Genomic DNA, 19,709 nt, shown 5'->3' with positions numbered 1-19,709 from the left:
CCCGACAATCCCGCTATCTGCGGCAGCATCGCCAGCAAGATGGCGCCCGATAGGAGCACGATCAGCCCAAGCGACAAGACGGGCCGTGGACCCTTCATATCCACCAGTCGACCGGACGGTACGCCTGCGCAAATTGAGATGGCTGGCCCGATCGACATGACCATACCGACGATCGCCTCGCGGAGGCCGAGGGCAAAGGCAAGATAGAATGGCCCGACGATCAGTGTGGCCATCATAATATTCGCGACGAGGAAGTTTGCGATCAAGTAGGGAAGAACGTGGAGATCACGAAAGGCGGAAAGGTCAATTCGGGCTGATCCTCGGCTCGGAGCATTATCGGGTAGCGCTCGTAGGACCAGAAACGCCGTCAAAACTCCTATCGGTGCCAAAACCATGAAGATTGCCCGCCATCCAAGCCATCCGGCCAACAGGCCGCCCATGGATGGGCCGAGCGCCGTTCCGATGGCAGACATGGTGCCGAGTAGCCCCATGGTCTGTCCGACGCGCGCCGTCGCGATCGTTTCCCGTACCAGTGCGATGGTCAGCGTCATCATGAATGCTGCCCCAACCCCTTGGGCCGCCCGTGCTGCTATTAGCAGCCAAAGGTTCGATGCCAAACCGCAAAAAGCAGAGGCTGATGAGAAGAGGACCAGACCGAAGACCAGAACCCGTTGTCGGCCGAACCTGTCCCCGAGCCCTCCTGCGGGTACGACGAACACCGTCAGGGTTGCGAGATAGACGATCACCACCCATTGCACTTCGTGGAACGACGCGTCGAAAACGAGCGATAGGGTCGGTAGCGCGATGTTGACGATACTCGTTCCAAGCGAAGCAAGGAGCATTGAGAGCGCCAGGCAGAAGGGGGCCTGCGAATGCACTCCCCTAAATTGAGGTAATCTGAAATTGCGCATTGGCCGACCCGCTTCCCAAAATCATCACGAGCGGCCATGGTACGAATTCAAGTCAACTTGAGGTCAAGCATGAAGTTGCTCGATATTGCAGAGGTCTCCAGAAGCTCCGGCGTTCCAGCCTCGACATTGCGCTACTACGACGAAATCGGACTGATCTCTTCGCTCGGTCGCCACGGACTTCGGCGGCAGTTCGGACCGGATGTGCTGTTGCAACTGGCGCTGATCGCGATGGGCAAATCGGCCGGATTCTCGCTCGAGGAAATCTCGGGAATGTTCGGGCGCGACGGGAAAGCTAAGCTACCGAGACAGCAGCTTCACGATCGAGCGGACGAACTGGATCGGCATATTCGCGAACTGACCGCACTTCGCGACACTCTACGGCATGTGGCCGACTGTTCGGCGCCGTCGCACATGGAATGTCCCACGTTCAGACGCCTTGTGGATCTATCCGCGCGGCGCCGGAGACGGGGACCGAAGCGCCGATGACGCTGCCATAGCCAGACAAGATGTCGGAAAGGATGCGCTAGATGCTGTTGTTCCAATCCAGCAACTTCGCCTCAAGGCCCTGGGGGCTGACGTGTCGTGGTCGCCCGTTCATTCCTCACCAAAGAGCGCGAGAAGGCCATCCGCCAAGGCAATCCGCCACATGAACTCATCATGGCCGCCAGCATATTCCTGGTAGAATAGGGGATAGCCTTTGGCAACGAGCACGTCCCGCAACTGTCGGTTCATATCGAGGATCGCCGCGGTGCCGCGCCGTCCGACTTCGAACAGCCCGGCGGCGAGGAAGTAGCGCAGATCCTTTTTGTCGGCTCGCGCGATCTCCCATGCTACCTCATTGTCTCTTCCGGGCGGTGCATCATCGGCATGCCACCAGAATGATCCGGAAAGGCTGATGACATTTCCGAAACTATCAGGATGGCTCCAGGCGACGCTTGTCGCGGCAAGCCCTCCGAAGCTCGACCCGGCGATAATCGTTCGATCGGGCGTCGCATCGATCCCAAATTCCTTCTCGGCCAAAGGCAAAAGGGTCTCGGCAACGAAGTTCGCAAAATTGGCGTTCGGTGCAAGCTCTTTGCCGCGCGTCGTGCTGTCGATCGGAGAAATGAATACTGCAGCCGTCGGCGGGAGCGCATCTTCTGCGATCATGTTGTCCAGGATGCGCGGCGTCGGGATGGCTTTCAGGAATTTCTCGGCGTCGAAGACGAAGAGAAGCAGATTGTCAGGATGGGAGGGATCGAAACCGGCTGGCGTGTAGAAATAGACGTCACGCTCATTGCCGAGCTGTTCGCTTCTGACACTCAGGCGCCGGATTTCACCCTTTGCACCGCCGCTTTCCTCTGCCCATTCTGCCCTCGGCGCATTCTCCAGCGCCAGCGTCGACTCCTGATTGAAGGCATCTGGCGCATCGGCGGGCCAAGGGTGTTTGTTGAGCGGATCGGCTTTCGAGGTGGCGAGAATGGCAACCCGCCGGTCGCGGGCATTGCCCGGAACGTCAGGAACGTCGGGTGCGATCTGGTAGGACAGCAATGCGGTGTCCGGTACGGAAAAGCTCATATACCAGATGTCGGTTCCGGCAAGCCGACTCATCTCTTCATGGTCACCCGACGGCGCGCTGAGAATGCGGACATTGCGCTTTGCGCCGCGCGCCAGGAAGGTGACGATTTTCATGCCGTCGGAAGCATCCTCGACAATGGGGGTGCCTTCCGCCTTCACTTCCTCCCAGAACGTTTCCAACGCCGTCGTGTCCGGCAGTTTTTCGGCCAGAGCGTTGAGGCGGGGGCTGAGATAGGTTTCCTCCTTTCTCTGCTGCTCGGAGGCGACCTGCCTGTCGATGATCAAAGTGATCGCGCTTTCTGCCCGCTCCGCCGTCGCGCGAAGCAACGGATCGTCCTCCTGGACCATGAAGAAGAAGCGATTGTCGCCGGCTCCGTCGGTGACGAGGCGGCGCGACGAAACACCCTTCCTATCCAGAAGGTCCAGCGTGATCCGTCCGCTTTCGACACGCGCACGGCCCCTTATGTAGTCGCCCTTTCGAGCGCGCAGGCGAAAATCGGCGGTGGCGCGCCTTGTTTCCAGTACGGCGCTTTGGCTCTGGTCCATCGCAATCTCCGCCGGTTTTTCAGCACAGATGGCGGGCCCGTTGAGGCCCGCCACGAGAGTTATCAGGATTCCGGCTCCGGCCAGATCGCTCAGCCTTGGCATCACCACTTGTACTTCAGATAGCCGGTAATGGTGCGCCCGTTGCCGTAGAAGCAGTCCGAGCCATTCGCGCAGGACGCAATATAGCGTTCATCCGCGATGTTCTGCACGTTGATCTGTGCTGTCAGTCCTTCGAGTTCCGGTGCCTTCGCTGCGAAATCGTAGCTGATTGCAGCGTCGAAAAGCGCGACATCGGGCACTCTGATCGTGTTTTCGTCATCAGCCCAGCTTTCGCCGATATAGCGCACGCCGCCGCCCAGGCTGAGACCGTTGAGAGCGCCGCGATCAAATTCATATCGGCTCCAGAGTGAGGCGAGATGATTGGGCGTGCGCTGGGGCATCTTGCCGACCGTCTCCGGCTCCGTTGTTTCGATGATCTCGCTATCGAGATAGGCATAGGATCCGATGATGCTGAGATTGTCGAAAATTTCGGCGCGCGCTTCGAATTCGAAACCACGGCTGCGGATCTCTCCGACCTGATAAAACCCGGTCCATGGGCTTCCCATCACGATATCGTTTTGCGTGATATCGAAATATGTCGCCGTCGCTGACCAATTCGCGAAATCCGGTGCGTATTTCACACCGATCTCGAACTGTTCGCCGGTGGTCGGATCGAAGGGATCCTGGCCGCTGTCGGGGCTCTCCAGAGAGGGCTCGAAGGACGTGCTGTAGCTGACGAAGGGCGCAATTCCGTTTTCGAAATTGTAGATCGCACCGGCGCGGTATGTCAGCGCATCCGCATCGAAGTCGGAACTCGTATCGGTCAGATTATCGTCGATTTTCGTCTCGGCCAGATCGTAGCGCAGGCCAAAAGCCAGATGAAGATTGCCGAACTCGATCTGATCCTGAAGGTACAGACCGAGCTGCGAGGCGTAGGTATCGGTGCTGGCCTCATCATCAAACGGGTAATCGACATCGCCGAGGCCGTAGTCCGGGTCGGTCCAGTCTATCGTATTGACGACGTAGGCGGTCCCGTCATCGTAATCACGTGCCGTATAGCGGTAATCCAACCCGCCCAGGATCGTGTGATATAAGGGGCCGGTATCGATTTTGGCCTCAGCTTGGTTGTCGATCGAGAACTGGTGACGACCATCTGCCGTTCTGCTCAGGTTGCGTCGGATCGTGGTCTCCGTTCCGGACAGGATGCAGCAGGAAATCAGCGTGTCATAGTCGAGGTCGAAGTAGCTGTAGCGAGCATTCTGTCGGACGGTAACGTTGTTTTCAAACGCGTGTTCGAACTGGTAGCCGACGTAGAACTGCTGGCGTTCGGACTTCTGAACATCTGGATCGGAAACGAAGAAATCGCGCGGGATGTAGCCGGCGGATGTGCGCTCGAGCGTGCCTTCGAGGGGCAGAAAGTTGTGATAGCCGGCATCCGGCTCATTCAGGTAAAAAGCCTGCAGCGTAAGCGAGGTTTGTTCGGTTGGCTGCCATGTCAGCGAGGGCGCGATGCCGAAGCGGCTCTGTTCTGCGAACTCTTCCTGAAGGTCCGTTCGCCAGCCTGTGCCGACCAGACGGTAAGACCAGTCTTTCGCCTCGTCCAAGGTTCCGTAGAGGTCGAAGCTGGCTCCGATGCGGGAGTTGCTGCCGACTTCGATCTGCGCTTCTCCTCCCGTTTCGCCTGTTGGTTTTTTGGTGACCAGGTTGGCGATGCCGCCGGGATTCGACTGACCGTAAAGGATTGAGGACGGCCCCTTCAGGACCTCCAGCCGTTCCAGGAACCACGGATCCATCTGGCTGATCTGGCGGGCCGAACTATCGCCGAACTGCAAGCCATCGACGAAGATTGGCGTGTAGTAGAAGCCACGCATGAAGAGCTGTGTATATAGCTGGTTAGAGCCTCGGTATTCGGTGAAGACGCCGGGTGTATACCGAAGCGCCTCGGCTACGGACTGGGCCCCCTGATCCTCGACCTGATCGGCCGGGACGACAAAGATCGTCTGCGGTGTCTCTTCGATCGGCGTGTCGGTTTTCGTCCCGGTCCGGCTGCTTTTGGCGATATAACCCTCGACCGGGCCATCGCCGGCTTCCCCTTGACCCTCGACCGTAATCTGCTCCAGCACCGTCGGCTCGCTATCGGTCTGTGCGTACGAGGGAGAGCCGAAACAGGCAATGGTACTCGCTGAAGCGAGAAGTGAAAGCGAATGTCTCACCATCAACGGAAGGCTGCCCTTCGATGGGCGCTCCGAATTCGAGACGTTGTTCTTATTGACCATAATTCCCCTCATGGACGTCTAAGCTATTGAATTTGAAGTGGTGGCCTCCTTGCAATATTATATGACTTAAAGAGTCAACTAAATTGCTGGAGCGGGTCTTTTTTCCTGCTTCTCGGTGCAGGAGTGTCACACCGCGAGAGCCTCCTGATCGTGAAACTCCCGGAAGGCGAGCGAGCAATTCGGCTCTGCGCATGCGACCGCGGCAGCAAAACCGGTAGCGATTGCAATATGGTGGAGGTGCCACGCGCCATGGACGGCCTTGAGATCGATCGACAGCGACGCTTTTGTTTCCCCCTGATCGACGCCCGCACTGACATCGATCTGGCGCAGATCGATGTCCAGTCCGCGGCCGATTGCCTTGGTTACTGCTTCCTTCCGGCACCAGAGAGCGTAGAAGAAACCGGCTCGTTCCTTCTCCGGTAAGCGGGCGAGGCATTGTTGCTCTCGCCGGGCCAAGACCAGTGGAATGATCTCATAGGGTGGGGTGGGCGAGATGCGTTCAATATCGATCCCGACAATATGACGCGATATGGCGAAGACGATCTCGTTCCCGCTGTGCGACAAATTGAAATGAATGGCTCTTGCGGGGCCGGGCAGAGAGGGCTTGCCCCACTCGTCGATATGGAATGCGAGTGTCGCGGCGGGCTGCCCGACATAGCCGGCGAGGACACGGCGCAATGCGCTGCGGGCGCAGATGAAGGCTCGGGCAACTTGCGGACTGCAGCGAGCGGCACGTTCCTTCTCATCTGTGGACAGGACAGCGCCCATCCTTGCAGGCAGCGAGCTCGGGATTTGCATTCGCCAGATATCGACCTGCCCTTCACCGAGCGCCCGTAAGCCGCTCGGCGACCGGTCGGGAGGGCGGCGTTTAGCCGCGAAGGGTTGCGCCGCCGTCAACATAGATATCCGCCATGGTGATATGGGATGCCCGGTCGGACAGCAGAAACAGGACCGCATCGGCCACGTCTTCCGGTGTGGCCAGCTTGCCGAGAGGAATGCCTGCCTTGAATGTCTGAGCCGAGCCGGCGATGACGGCCTTTGCGCCATCGGCATCGGACCACATGCCCGTCTGCATCGGCGTCAGGGTGGAGCCGGGCGCAACGATATTGCACCTGATACCGTGCGGCGCGAGCTCCAGTCCGAGTGAGCGCGTAAACATGGTGGCGGCCGCCTTCGACGCGGCGTAAGCCGCCATGGCGTGGCGCGGAACGCCTGCCGCGTTTGAACTGACCGTGACGATGTTGCCGGTACGTCTTTTCACCATCCGCCGGGCAAGGGCGCGGGAAAGGTGGAATACGCCATCGGTATTGACGGCGAAGACCCGCCGCCAATCATCGTCGGTCGTTTCCGTCACCAGACCGGTCGCTAGAGCGCCGGCGAGGCTGACGCCGCTATCGATCGGTCCAAGCGTCTCTTCGACCTCATCGACCAGCGCTTCGACGTCTGCCGTGTTCGAAACGTCAAGCGATCTGGGGATGATGGCATCGTTTGGGGGAATTGCAGCGATATCGAGATCGGTTGCGAGAACCCGTGCCCCCTCGCGTGCAAGTGCTTTCACGAGTGCAAGGCCGATACCGCCTGCGGCGCCCGTCACAAGAACAAGTTTGTTCTCAAGACCCCACAAACCGGCAGGATGAATGGTCATAGGGCCGCCTCGATATCATCTGCCAGGCACGGCACGCCGCAGACCGAGGCGACATAGGAGAGCGCCATATCGTGTTTTTCACGGGAGAAATCGGCCAGTGCGTCGGCGACAAAGAAGGGCTCGATATCGCGCATGAATGCATCTGCGGCAGTGAGCAGACAGCCAATATGTGCATAGACACCGCAGATCACGATCTGGTCGCGGCCACGTGCGCGCATCGCCCTTTCCAGATTGCTCCGCTGGAAAGCGCTGTAGCGGTGTTTGGTCAGCACGAATTCGTTTTCACCGGGCGCGAGATCCGACACGATCGGCTGATGGATGTCAGGATCGCTCATCCCGGGACCCCACAATTCCGCCTGAAGGCCGCGATCGCGACGGTCCTGATTGGTGGTCTGCGCCGTATAAAAGACAGGCACGCCCACCAGGCGGCATTTCGAGATGAGGCGCTGAATATTGGCGCTCGCCGTTGCGATCGGATCGCTATCGGGCTGATACGGTCGCAGGAAATAACGCTGCATATCGTGGACAAGAAGCGCCGCGCGGTCGGCTTCGAGCCTGAAAGGCGCGCGCGCTTTGGGAAGGTCATCCCTGACCGGCAGGGGATAGGGCGCGATTGTGGGCAGGCCGGGCGCGTTCATGCGGCGCTCTCCTCATCGTTTGCCAGAAGCTGCTCGCGCAGACGGGCCCGCAGTTCCTTGCGGCTGATCTTGCCGACGGCGGTCGTCTCGAAGCGGTCGAGGTGAACGATCTGGTCCGGAATCTTGAAAGCTGCGATCCCGCGCTTGCGCATCCAGCTTTTGAGCGCCGACGGTTTGATCGTTTCGGCTTTTGACAGAACGAAGGCGCAGCTTCTTTCGCCAAGCGCCGGGTCGGGTACGGAGACAACGGCGGCATCGAAGACGTCAGGGTGGGCGAGCAGGTGGTCTTCGACCTCTTCGGCCGAAATCTTTTCGCCCGCGCGGTTGATGTGGTCTCCGGCGCGGCCGAGCACTTCCAGATAGCTATCCGGCATTTTTCGGACCACATCGCCGGTGCGGTAGTATCCGTCCATTGTGAAGGAGCGCGCATTGGCCGCCGGATCGTCATGATAGGCGCGGATCGTATAGGGACCCCGCGTCAGTAGATGCCCGGCGCTGCCGTCCTCGACTGGCTGGTCGCCATCGTCGACCACGAGCACTTCGTCATGAGGGCTGATGGGGCGGCCCTGCGTGTGAACCACGGTGTCGTCCGGGTCGTCGAGGCGAGTATAGTTGACCAGCCCTTCGGCCATGCCGAAAACCTGTTGCAACTGACAGCCCAGTTTCGGTTTTACGTGACGGGCGGCTTCCGGCAGGAATTTCGCGCCGCCGACGAGCAGCACCTCCAGGCTGGAGATGTCGGCCGTATTGGTTTCTGAGGCCTTCAGCCAAAGCAGAGCGAGCGGCGGCACGAGACCGGTGATGGTCACCTGTTCTCGCTCGATCAGCGCGAACGCGATATCGGGGCTGGCCGCCCTCGTCAGCACAACCCGTCCGCCCGCATACAAGGTGCCCATATGGCCGGGCGAACTCATGGGGAAATTGTGAGCAGCCGGCAGAGCGACGAGATAGACGCTTTCCTGCGTTACGCCACAGATCTCGTTGCTGGCGCGGAAGCTGTAGATATAGTCGTCATGGGTTCGGGGGATCAGCTTCGGCAGTCCCGTGCTGCCGCCCGAAATCTGCATGAATGCAACAGAGGACGGATCGGGATCGGCAGGCAGATCGACCGGCTCTGCCACGCAGTCTTCAAGACAGATGAACTCCCGCGCTTCGCCGGAGAGGATTACATGCCGGATCGTCGAGACCTGCGCTTTCAAGTCACGCGCCAGTTCGCGATAGTCGAAGCCGTCGTAGCTATCGCACGCTATATAGGCAGCGGCTTCCGAACGTCTGGCAAGGTGGTCCACTTCCGTCAGCCGATGGGCCGGCAGCGCATAGACCGGCACAAGGCCCGCGCGGAACAGGCCGAATACTGTGGAGAAGAACTCCGCCACATTGCCCATCTGTACCAGAACCCGTTCGCCCGGCTTCAGGCCGAGTTCGAGAAAGCCGGCGGCATGGGTTTCGGCTCGGCGCTGCAATTCGCCATAGGTCCAGCGGCGCCCGCCGTCGACGATCGCGACCGTGTCCGGACGATTGGTGGCGTTGCGGCGCAGAAATGCGGAAAAGGTCTCACCACGCCAGTAACCGGCGGCGCGGTAGCGTTCGGCCAGATGGGCGGGCCATATCTGTTCGGCGGGCTTCATGAAAAGGCCTCCAGTGAAGGATCGATGCCGAGTGCATTCAGCATGGCGTTGAATTTGGCGCCGGTTTCAGCAGCTTCGGCGACAGGGTCGGATTGGGGGACGATGCCCGCGCCGGCGAAGAGCCGTGCCTGCGCGCCGCAAATTTCGGCGCAGCGAATGGTGACGTACCAGGCGCCGTCGCCTTTTCCGTCGCACCAGCCGACCGAGCCTGCATAAAAGTCGCGTTCGGCGGGTTCGAGATCGCGGATCAGCCGTGTGCAGCGGTCGCGCGGCAGGCCGCATACGGCCGGGGTTGGGTGAAGAGCGGAGGCCAGCACAACGGCCGGAACATCCGGGTTTTTCAGTTCGCCTTCGATCCGCGTGCCGAGGTGCCACATGCTCCGTGTGCTCGTGACGGTCATCCCGTCCGGCCGGCGCAGATCACTGCAATAGGGCGCCAGCATATCGAGGATGAACTCCACCACGATGGCGTGTTCGCTACGATCTTTCACGGACCTGTTGAGGGCTGCGGCCGCTTCGGCATCCCTGGCCAGCTCATCATGGCGTTTGGCCGAGCCCGCCAGGGGATGCGAAACGATTTGAGTGCCCGTTTTTTCCAGCAGCAATTCCGGCGTGGCGCCAGCCATCAACCTTGGTCGTCCGTCCTTTTCGGGAAGAGGAACGAGAAAGGCGGTCACGGCTGGGTCGGTTGCCAGCTTTCCGAACAGCGCTTCCACATCGATGTCGTGATCGGCGGTAGCCAGGAGGCTTCGCGCCAGAACGATCTTGGTCAGTCTGTCGCTGCCATCCGTGTCGGCAGCCATGATCCGTAGGGCATTGCCGACCGCTTTGGCATATTCGGCGGCGTCCGGCTCGGCGCGGAGGTTCCAGCGAAGCGGAGGTGCGGGCCTTGGCAGAGCCCAGCTTCGCGCCGGCACAACCTGCTCGGCCTGCCAGAGATAGTCATCCCCACCCCTGTCGAACGGCAGGGCGCCGGCCAGAATCGCTTCCGCGCCAGCCTTGGCAAAGAAAGCGCCGCTTCTTTCGCTGATGGTTGAGGCATTGCCCCGCGGCAGCATGGCCGCGCGTCCCAGGCCGCGGAAGGCATGGTGACGGGATTGGAACGCGAAGAGCGCATCCTTTTCGTCGAGCGTCCGGGCGGTGTTGGTTTCGACGGTCATCTCGGTCATGGCAGGGTCCTCGTCTGAGGGGTCCCGGTCGTATTTCTTTTCACCGGGGCATGTTGCGATGTGTCGCCGTCATCTGCCTCGATCGCCTCGCGGATCAGCGTGTCGATGAGCGGCCCGAGGATTTCGAGCGAGGCGGGGGACATGATGTCCTCGTGGGAGCAGTGCGGGAGACGGTGGACGGACAGGTCGCCGACACGGCCCAGCCAGCAGCGATCGGGATCGATCCCGGGGGGGACCGATTTTCCGGCGGCGAATAGTGTGAGCCGGCCTTCATAGTCCGGCGTTGTCGCCGAAGAGAGCAGGGTCACGGCGTCGTTGTAGTTCTCGAAGATGTGGCCGAACATCTCTTCCTTCTCGCGGCGGAAGTCGTCATCCATCACATCGGCCATGGCTTCGTTGATGAACTGTTCCTGCTCGCGTTCGGCACCGAGATTGGCCTGCGCTCCCTCTGGATCGCTCCAGTCGTGTTCTTCCGCCGGATAGGTGTCGAGCAGACCCAGAAAGCGTACTGTCTCACCGAGTTTGCGCAGCCGTACTGCCAGACCATGCGCGATGGTGCCGCCCAGCGAATAACCGAGCAGGTAGTAAGGCCCGTGGGGCCGGACTTCGCGGAGAATCTCCAATTGACGATCGCAGGCCTCGTCGATGGTGTGGCTCATTGCGATCGGACCGTTTGGCCGGGGCGATTGCAGGCCGACGATCGGCATTCCGGCCCGCAAATATCTCGACAGGACGCTGTACTGCCAGGAGACGCCGGACGCGGGATAGATACAGATGAGTGGCGGCCCATCGCCGTCGCGCAGACGGATGACCGGATCGAAACCGCTTTCGGCCATGCGGCCGACCAATTCGCCGGCGACGAGATCCTCGGCCAGCTTCTCCACGGTCGGCTTCAACATGATCTGTCCGACCGAGATGCGACGTTTCAGATCACGCCGGATGCGCGCCGCCAGTCGCATCGCCAGAAGAGAGTGGCCGCCGACGGCGAAAAAGTCGTCCTCGGCATAAATGACTTCCCGGCCGAGCAGTTCGGCGAAGATCGCGGCGATCTGGCTTTCAAGCCCTTCAGCCGGCAGGCGGCTTTTCTCCCGTTCCAGCGATATGTCCGGCTGCGGCAGCGCCTTGCGGTCGAGCTTGCCGTTCGGTGAAAGGGGCATGCTTTCGATCGGCATGAAGATCGTTGGCAGCATATGTGCCGGCAGCACAGCGCGCAGCGCTTCGCCGATCGCCTCTGTTTCCAAATGTTCGTCATGCGATGAGACGAGATAGGCGACGAGCTGGCGGCCGTCGGCGCCGTCAAGGCTGGCGGCACCGATCTGCATGGGCTGTACCACAGCCTGGCTAACCCCCGGCAGCTTTTCGATCTGGGCCTCGATTTCCCCGAGTTCGACGCGCTGGCCGCGGATCTTGATCTGATGATCCGTTCGGCCGAGATATTCGACCTCGCCATTCGGCAGCCAGCGGGTCAGATCGCCGGTGCGGTACATGCGCTCGCCCTGGGCGAACGGATCGGCGACGAAACGGCTGGCCGTCAGACCGGGTCGTCCGAGATAGCCATCGGCAAGCTGCACGCCGCAGAGATAGAGTTCGCCTGCAACGCCGACCGGGACGGGTCGCAGCAGATGATCCAGAATGCGCAATTGCGTGTTCCAGACGGGGCGGCCGATCGGCACATTGCCGTCGCCCTCGAGATGTGCGCCAAGAGCGGGCGCGAACGTGACATCGATTGCCGCTTCGGTGGGGCCGTAGAGATTGTGAAGTTCGGCTTCGAAAAGACGGATGAAATCTCGGCCAAGGGTTTTTGGCAGGGCCTCGCCGCTGCAAAAGACGCGCCTTAGCGTTGTGCAGACGCTTTGCGAGCGTGACTGATCCCTCGCCTCTTCGAGGAAGATTGCCAGCATGGACGGCACGAAATGGAGCGTCGTCACGGCATGCCGGTCGATCAGGTCGATCAGCGCGGAAGGATCGCGATGGGCATCGGGCGGTGCCATCACAAGCCTGGCGCCGACAATGTAGGACCAGAAGAATTCCCAGACGGAGACATCAAAGCCGCAAGGGGTTTTCTGAAGCACCGTATCTTCGGGCGCGAGCGGATACTGGTCCTGCATCCATAGTATGCGGTTTACGATGGCTCGATGGCTGATGACTGCGCCCTTGGGGCGGCCGGTTGTGCCGGATGTGTAGAGCACATAGGCCGGTGAATCCGGCGTAATGAGACTGTCTGCCGAGCTGTCGCGAACCTCTGCGTCCGCTTCGCCGATCTTTTCGAAGACAATTGCGGGCAGTTCGTCGGCAGCGAGAAGTGAAGCGGATGCCTGATCGGTAATGACCGCTTTCGGCGAGGCATCGCTCAGCATGAAAGCGAGACGGTCCGAGGGATAGGAGAGATCGAGCGGCAGGAAAGCAGCGCCTGCCTCGACCGTTGCCAGAATCGCGATGCTGAGCCTGGCCGAGCGGGGCAGGGCGACGGCGACGATATCGCCGGGTCCGACCCCCTTGCGGTGCAAGCACGCCGCCAGATGCAGGACTTCATGCCGAACCTGTTGGAAGGTAAGTTCGAGGTCATCCTCGACAAGTGCGATCGCGTCGGGCGTGCGCCCCACCTGCGCCATCAGAAGATCGCGCAGGGTAATGGGAGGAAGAATGTGGCGTGTTGCGTTGATCTGCTTGATCAGCGCGCGTTCGCCGCTCGTTTGCAGCACTAGGGAGGCGACGGTCCGCTCCGGTGACCTGACGAGGGCTTCGAGAATGGCGACGACGCGGTCCGCCAAAGCCTCGGCGTCATCGATAGCGCCGCGATTTTCGATCAGGAGCGTGAGCCGCTCACCGGGCAGAACGAGCAGCGCCAACGGATAGTGGCTATAGCCGCGATTATGGACATTGCGGACCGAGAGCCCGGCGAAGTCTCGCGCCAGATAGTCGTTGTCCGGATAGTTTTCGACCACGAGCAGCGTATCGAACAGGGATTCGCCGCCAGCGACCGACTGGATCTCGCCCAGCCCCATACCGTCATGGTCCATCAGGACCGATTGGCTGGCCTGAAGCGTTTTTGCCTGATTCCAGAGATCGAGATTGGGTGTGAGACGGGCGCGAACCGGAATGGTGTTCAGAAACAGTCCGATCTGTTCCGCAATGCCGTCCACCGGCGCAGAGCGCCCCGCGACGGGGGTGCCGAAAACCACATCGTCGCGGCCCGCCATCGCGCCGAGCACGGCGCCCCATACCGTCTGCATCAGCACATTGAGCGTCACACCTGCTTGACGTGCGCGGGCCGTCAGATCCGCAGTGAGGTCAGCCGGCAGGGCCCGCTCGCACTCCTCCACCGTGCCGCTCGCCGAAATATGATCGAAAAGACGGGTCGGCACGACGCCTTCAAGCGCGGCTTCCCATGCCTTTCGGTCCGAAGTCGTGTCTCGCGCGGCAAGCTGTCTTACGACCGCAGCATAGTCGGCAGGCGGTTCTGTCAGCCCCTCCGGATGCTCATAGCCATCGAAGAGCGCGCGCAGCAGGATCGGTGTCGACCAGCCATCGATCATCAGATGATGCACGACGATGAGCAGAACGTGCCGCTCGCCGGAGAGCCTTATCAGTGTGGCGCTGATCAGGTTGCGGAAACCGGCGCCGTAATGGTGGCGTTCGGTCGCAAGGGTTTCGAGACGATGCAGGGCTGCCGTCTGTTCGCTTGCGGAGAGGTGAGAAAGATCGTGCTCTTCCCAGGGCCAGATATGGCTCTCGTCGCTTTCCAGCCGGGGGATGACCAGCAACGGCTCGTCGGCGAACTGCGTGTCGAAGAGACCGGCCAATTGTGGATGGCGTCTCAGGACGTCATCGAAGGCCTGTCGCAACCTCGGTGCATCGAGAGGGCCGACGAGATCGAGGCGGGTGTAAGCGTTATAAGCGCTCGCTTGATCGCCTGTTTCGGCGTGGAACAGCAAACCCTTCTGCGTCGGTAGAAGCGGGACGACGGTCTCCACTTCGCCGTAACGGGCGGAAAGCGCTGCCTCGTCGACCAGGTTCGTCCATTCCTGTGTCGCCACGGGGTCCGGCTCGGGCTTTGCGAGAGGCTGTAGCAGCGCAGACATGTGGAGGGCGTCTCGTCCCGAAAACACATCGCGGGGGCGTAGACCCAGCCCTTTCGATCGAAGGGCGGCGCATAGCATGATGGCCGTGATACTGTCGCCGCCAAGCGAGAAGAAGTCGTGCTCCAAGCCGATCGCAGGCAACTTCAACACGTCTGCCATCGCCTGGCAGATCGCGACCTCCTCTGGTGTCGAGGCAGCCCGCCGCACCGACACGGACGGTGCAGGCAGTCGCTCCCGATCGATCTTGCCATTGACCGTCAGCGGGAAGGCGTCGAGCGTCACAAAGGCCGACGGGATCATATAATCGGGAAGGTGCGTGCGAAGCTCGTGGCGCAGGCTCTCGGACCGATCCTCAGTGTGGGCGGCCGTCGCCGCGTCATCGACCGTGCAATAGGCGATCAGCCGGTGGCTGTCATGAACCGCCTCGGCCACCACCAGCGCCTCGCAAACGCCGTCCAGCCTCTGCAGCGCCGCTTCGATTTCGGTGGTCTCGATCCGATAGCCTCGGACCTTGATCTGATGGTCGCTGCGACCCAGGAATTCGACTTGTCCTGCGCCGTTCCAACGCACCCGGTCGCCGGTTCGGTACATGCGCTGTCCCGCGCAGAACGGGTTTGCAACGAAACGCTCGGCGGTTAGCGCCGGACGACCGAGATAGCCCTGCGCAAGGCCGCTGCCGGACAGGTAAAGGTCGCCCACCACGCCGATGGGGACCGTCCGCAACCGGTCATCCAGAACATGCGCCACGGTATTGCCGATGGGGCGGCCGATAACCGGTCGGTTCGAGCAGGTCAGCGGCGCGTGAAGCGCATCGACCGTATATTCGGTCGGGCCGTAGAGATTATGCGCTTGCACCTGCGGGTAGCGGCGCAACGTATCCCAAAGTGTCAGCGATACGGCCTCGCCGCCGACCAACAGCACTGAAAGCTGGTGAGCGCCCGTCTCCAGAAGACCGCAATTGATCGCTTGCGCGCAGAAGGAGGGCGGCAGATCCATGGCATCGATACGGCGAGCGGCGACGGCCTCGACCACGTGCTCGGCGTCGCGGCGCAAATCTTCGCCGAAGACGTGAAGCTCCTGACCGTGCAGCATCCAGAATATCTGCAGCCAGGAGGAATCGAAGGCGAAGGAATGCGTGTGGGCGGCGCGCAAGGCGCGTCCGGGATGCTTCTCTTCAACCGCCTTCAGTCCGGGAGCGTAGATGGTCGGCATATGTGACAGGAACAGGTTGAGAAGTGCACCATGGGTGTTCATCACACCCTTGGGACGGCCGGTCGAACCGGAGGTGAAAATGATATAAGCGGTCGTATCTGTGCTGAGCGGAGCCTTCCGTTCATCGGGCCGGAGCGCTGATGCCTCCCGTTTCTCGATGGCGGCGCGCGTTTCCGCATCATCGAGGCAAATCCGCTGCGGACCGTCCGGCAGTCCTTGAGCCTCGGCGGCTACCGTCAGGATCAGTTTGGGGGCGGCATCCTCGCACATCATGGTGAGCCGCTCGGGGGGATAATCAAGGTCGAGAGGCATATAGGCCGCGCCACTGGTCAGGACGGCCAGCATGGCGACAACCGTCTCGTCCGAACGGGGTAGAGCGACCGCGACAGTGTCACCCGGCCCGACCTGCCAGGCTATGATGTGGCGCGCGAGGCGGCTGACCGCGCCAGACAATTCGCCGAAGCTCAACACGGTCTCTTCGTGCACGAGCGCGACCCGATTGGGTGTCTTCGCGGCCTGGCGGGCGAAGACGTCGACGATCGATCTGAGCGCCCCGGGTGTTTCGACCTCTGGTCCCGTCGAAACTCTGGCGAGCAGGTCCCGCTCTTCAGAACCTGTCGCCGGCAATGCCCCGATCGAAGCGGCCTCATCCGCGAGGAACGCGTCGAGAAGCGTTTCGAGACGTACGCCGTGGCGCTTCAGATCGTCATCGGCATAGCGTTGGGCATTGGCACGCAGCTCGAAGGTGATCCGCCCGTCGCGGATCAGCAGGCCAAATTCGATATCGTCGACCGGGCCGGTCGCCAAATGGTGGGTTTGCCCGACTATTGAACCAAGCCGGACATCGTAGTCGAACATGCGATAATTGACGACGGGGCCGTATAATTCGCGGCTCGATCCGACAAGGCCAAGGTCACGGCGGATGCGTTCTGCGTCGTAGCGCTGATGTTTCCGAACCTGCCGAAGATTGACGCTTATGCTCTGGGCAAGCGCGATCAGAGAGGCTGTCGGATCGACTGCGACCCGCACCGGAAGGACGTTGACGACTGGCGCGGTGGAACGGATGGCGACTGACCCCATGCGCCGCATGAACGGCACGCCGACGACCTGATCCGTCTCGCCAGAGAGGCGGTGCAGATAGGCGGTGACCGTGGCCAGGAGGAGGTCGAATATCTCTACACCGCGGGTTTCCGCTTTCTGCTGAACGAGCGGCAGGCTCTCCGGTGGCAGCCTGTGCAGGTGTGCGATGACACCGGCCATGCTTTCGGAGGCGGTACCTTCGTCGCTTGAGGACAAGCTCAGGTCCGGCGGCAGGTCGCGGCAATATTCCGTCCAGAACAGACGGTCGCGCTCCATGCGGGAAGAGGAGAGATAGGCTTTTTCTTCCTCGATAACGTCGGCGACCGGGCAGAATGGTGAGGGCGAGAGGTCGTCACCATTGGTGAGGTCGCTGTAAATCTCCGCGATGCGCCGGGTCAGCGCGGTGAAGCTGAACCCGTCAAGCATGATGTGATGATAGCGCTGATACCAGAGCCAGAGACGTTCTCCATCGACATGGCCGCAGTCGATGAGCACATGCCGAAACAGGCATTGGTCGCTCGGAACGCGCAGATCACCGCGAAGATCGTCGGCCATGAACCGTTCGGCGGCGGCGCGTGCGTCCTGCCTCGCGGTGAGATCGAGCAGTTCAGGCTCGGGAACGGTCTCGGTATCGCCGCCCCTCAATTCCTGCCAGGGGCCGGCCTCGTTCTCAACGTAGCGGGCCATCACCGTATCGGCTTCGGCCAAGCCTGTGCGGATCGCCTGCTGCATGCAAGCGAGATCGATCTCGCCCCGCAGTTCGATCGTGTGGGCGATCGCATAGGCATTGGCAGCGCTGCCCACCTGATCGGCGAACCAGATGCCCTGCTGAGTGCTGAGGAGAGGAAGTGTAACCATGGGGTTGCTATCCAGTGACGTCAGTGGCGCTGATCATCCGCGCCATTTGCCGGCGAAATATCGGCCCAGTGATGCTCGACGTGATCGAGGCACTTGGAGCGCTCATCGGGTCCGAAAACGGCGGTCCAGCCCGCCGGTACCACGGCGAAATCAGGCCAGAGGCTGTAGGCGCCCTCAGTATTCGCCAGCACGAGGAAGCGATGGCTCTCATCGTCAAACGGGTTGGTCTGTGCATCGGTGTCCATAGCAGCGGTCCCTAATGCCATTGGTCGTCGAGGCGAGGCTCGGGCGCTTTTGCCTGTAGAAGGTCCCAGATCCCGTCGATGGTGGGATTGCTTGCCAGCTCTGGAAAACTCACCGGAATGCCGGCTGCCTTCCATTCGCTGACGAGCTTCATCGCGCCGATCGAGGTCAGGCCGAAATCCATGAGATTGTCGTCGTCCTCAGGCTCTTCATCGAGAAAACGACTGAGTTGCTCGCGAAGCGACTGTTTGGAGATGCGAGGGTCTGTCGTTGCGGCTTGGGCTTGGCTCATCTGTTCCTCTGTCATGTTCTGACGCGCTGTGAGATGTCGGATCGGGCCGGTCTCATGACCGTATCCCTTGCGTATCGGCGACCGGCTCGGCAGCCGCCGCACGACGGTCTGCTAGGCGAAGAAGAAGGGCGAGGATGGCTGTGGCGCCGATGGCGGCCGCCCCGAGGACCAGGATACTTCCGGCCGGCAAAAACGCCTGCGCCAGAGCGCCGATCATCAGCGCGCCCACAATATCGCCAAGGGCTTCCTGCGCAGACCAAAGACTGTTGATCCGACCGAGATAATGGTCGGGCGTCTCCGCCTGAATCATCGAATACTGAAGGAGAGAGGCGATGGCCGTCGCATAGCCGTAAAGTGCGAGCACCGGCAGCGCCAAATAGGTGCTGGGCATCAGACCGAGTGCCATGACACAGGCGAATGCCGTGGCGCACATGCCGATCATGACGGCTTCCGGCTTTACGACGGTTCGCGCCCAGCCGCTCAGAACAGCCCCAAGGGTCGCGCCGACCGGCACGGCAGAATAGAGCAGACCGACTTCGAATGCGCCGCCACCATAGGTTTCAGTCGTAAGGGCAGGGAACAGGACGCGGATCGCGCTCGAGAGCGTAAGAAGGCTGCCGAAAGCGAAGATGGCCAGGATCGCCCGCCGTCCGAGGACAAACGAAAAGGCCTGGCTCAGCATACGGAGCGGGTGGTGCATCTCCAGTCGTGGCGGGACCATTGTCGGCAGGCCAAGCAGGGTCAGCACGGTGATCAGCGTGCCGACGGCGGCGATGACGTAGTTCAGGCCGACACCCTGCCATGCGATGACGATACCGCCGATCGCCGGGGAAATGATGGTGGCGAAGCGTGCCGCCATCATGCCGAGCGCGCCGGCCTGCATGATGTTTTCACGACCGACAATGTTGGGCATAGCGGCCATCAACGCCGCAACGCCTATCGCGCCGAAGAACCCGTCCCAAAACGCCAGCGCACATATGGCGATGACGGAGGACGGCCCGAAATAGGTGTTGGCAGCCAATGCGACAAAGCCGAAGCCGCAGACGCTTCGGGCGAAAAGGATCAGGCGGCGCCGGTCATAGAGATCGGAGAGCACGCCGCCGAGAAGAAGCCCGGCGAAGAGCCCCGCGCCGTCAAGCGCGGAGACGATACCGACATAAAAACTGGACCCAGTCAGATCATAGACCTGAACCGGCACGCTGACGGCCAGCATGCCGAGCCCCATGATCGAAATCGTCCGGGCGATCAGAACCTGTCGGAAAGCTGCATTTTCCCGGAGAAGCGACAGATCGACAAAGAGGCGGGACAGGGTCATGAAACCCCTGCCTTTGCCCTGCCCAACCAACACATGGAATTGTCGTATGGAAGCGAAGCGATCATGAACCCTACACGAACCGACATCCTTCAGCCTCAGCGCCCTCAAGCAGCGGGCGTCGGATGAAGGAAATTAAAGATGACTCATGAAGTCATAATTATTCTGCGCCGGTTCTGTCGAGCGTATTCTATTGCGTTCAAGCGCCAGATTATTTTCCG

13 protein-coding genes (1 of these 13 only partly in view) are annotated in these 19,709 nt (G+C 61.1%); 1 reads left to right on the top strand and 12 read right to left on the bottom strand.

All coding sequences use genetic code 11. The features are described from left to right. Positions 1-842: the 5' portion of an MFS transporter gene (locus D8780_RS10420; protein ID WP_245412321.1), read on the bottom strand. 325 nt of this gene lie to the left of the window's left edge; 842 of the gene's 1,167 nt are visible here — the first part of the coding sequence; the start codon lies at positions 840-842; the stop codon falls past the left edge of the window. A 138-nt stretch (positions 843-980) separates the two neighbouring features. Between D8780_RS10420 and D8780_RS10415 the strand changes: the two genes are divergently transcribed. Next, positions 981-1,397, top strand: a complete 417-nt coding sequence (locus tag D8780_RS10415) for a helix-turn-helix domain-containing protein (protein ID WP_121645530.1) — start codon at positions 981-983, stop codon at positions 1,395-1,397. 108 nt (positions 1,398-1,505) lie between these two features. Here D8780_RS10415 and D8780_RS10410 read toward each other — a convergent pair whose 3' ends face one another. The 11 genes from D8780_RS10410 to entS form a co-directional block, all read right to left on the bottom strand. Further along, positions 1,506-3,014: an alpha/beta hydrolase gene (locus D8780_RS10410; protein ID WP_158598487.1), complete on the bottom strand. Its 1,509-nt coding sequence runs from the start codon at positions 3,012-3,014 to the stop codon at positions 1,506-1,508. Positions 3,015-3,115: 101 nt separating this feature from the next. Then, on the bottom strand, positions 3,116-5,329 hold the full coding sequence (locus D8780_RS10405) for a TonB-dependent siderophore receptor (protein ID WP_121645528.1): 2,214 nt from the start codon (positions 5,327-5,329) through the stop codon (positions 3,116-3,118). A gap of 126 nt (positions 5,330-5,455) precedes the next feature. Continuing rightward, positions 5,456-6,127, bottom strand: coding sequence for a 4'-phosphopantetheinyl transferase family protein (locus D8780_RS10400; RefSeq protein WP_158598486.1), 672 nt, complete (start codon positions 6,125-6,127; stop codon positions 5,456-5,458). Between the two features lie 70 nt (positions 6,128-6,197). After that, on the bottom strand, positions 6,198-6,974 hold the full coding sequence (locus tag D8780_RS10395) for a 2,3-dihydro-2,3-dihydroxybenzoate dehydrogenase (protein WP_121645527.1): 777 nt from the start codon (positions 6,972-6,974) through the stop codon (positions 6,198-6,200). After that, entirely contained in the window at positions 6,971-7,612 is a 642-nt protein-coding gene (locus tag D8780_RS10390; RefSeq protein WP_121645526.1) for an isochorismatase family protein, read from the bottom strand. The genes D8780_RS10395 and D8780_RS10390 overlap by 4 nt, the downstream gene beginning before the upstream one ends. Then, entirely contained in the window at positions 7,609-9,240 is a 1,632-nt protein-coding gene (locus D8780_RS10385; RefSeq protein WP_121645525.1) for a (2,3-dihydroxybenzoyl)adenylate synthase, read from the bottom strand. The genes D8780_RS10390 and D8780_RS10385 overlap by 4 nt, the downstream gene beginning before the upstream one ends. After that, entirely contained in the window at positions 9,237-10,409 is a 1,173-nt protein-coding gene (locus D8780_RS10380; RefSeq protein ID WP_199699591.1) for an isochorismate synthase, read from the bottom strand. The genes D8780_RS10385 and D8780_RS10380 overlap by 4 nt, the downstream gene beginning before the upstream one ends. Beyond that, positions 10,406-17,641, bottom strand: coding sequence for a non-ribosomal peptide synthetase (locus tag D8780_RS10375; protein ID WP_121645524.1), 7,236 nt, complete (start codon positions 17,639-17,641; stop codon positions 10,406-10,408). Before D8780_RS10375 ends, D8780_RS10380 begins: the two co-directional genes overlap by 4 nt. A gap of 20 nt (positions 17,642-17,661) precedes the next feature. After that, positions 17,662-17,886: an MbtH family protein gene (locus D8780_RS10370; RefSeq protein ID WP_121645523.1), complete on the bottom strand. Its 225-nt coding sequence runs from the start codon at positions 17,884-17,886 to the stop codon at positions 17,662-17,664. Positions 17,887-17,897: 11 nt separating this feature from the next. Next, positions 17,898-18,176, bottom strand: a complete 279-nt coding sequence (locus D8780_RS10365; RefSeq protein ID WP_199699590.1) for a phosphopantetheine-binding protein — start codon at positions 18,174-18,176, stop codon at positions 17,898-17,900. Between the two features lie 52 nt (positions 18,177-18,228). After that, a complete protein-coding gene (gene entS, locus D8780_RS10360) occupies positions 18,229-19,491 on the bottom strand; it encodes an enterobactin transporter EntS (RefSeq protein WP_121645521.1) in 1,263 nt (420 codons plus the stop codon). Between the last annotated feature and the right edge of the window lie 218 nt (positions 19,492-19,709).

The sequence above is a fragment of the Notoacmeibacter ruber genome (genome assembly GCF_003668555.1).
Lineage (GTDB): Bacteria > Pseudomonadota > Alphaproteobacteria > Rhizobiales > Rhizobiaceae > Notoacmeibacter > Notoacmeibacter ruber.
Note: the sequence above shows the minus strand (reverse complement) of the source record. Positions and strands in the feature narration are given on the sequence as shown.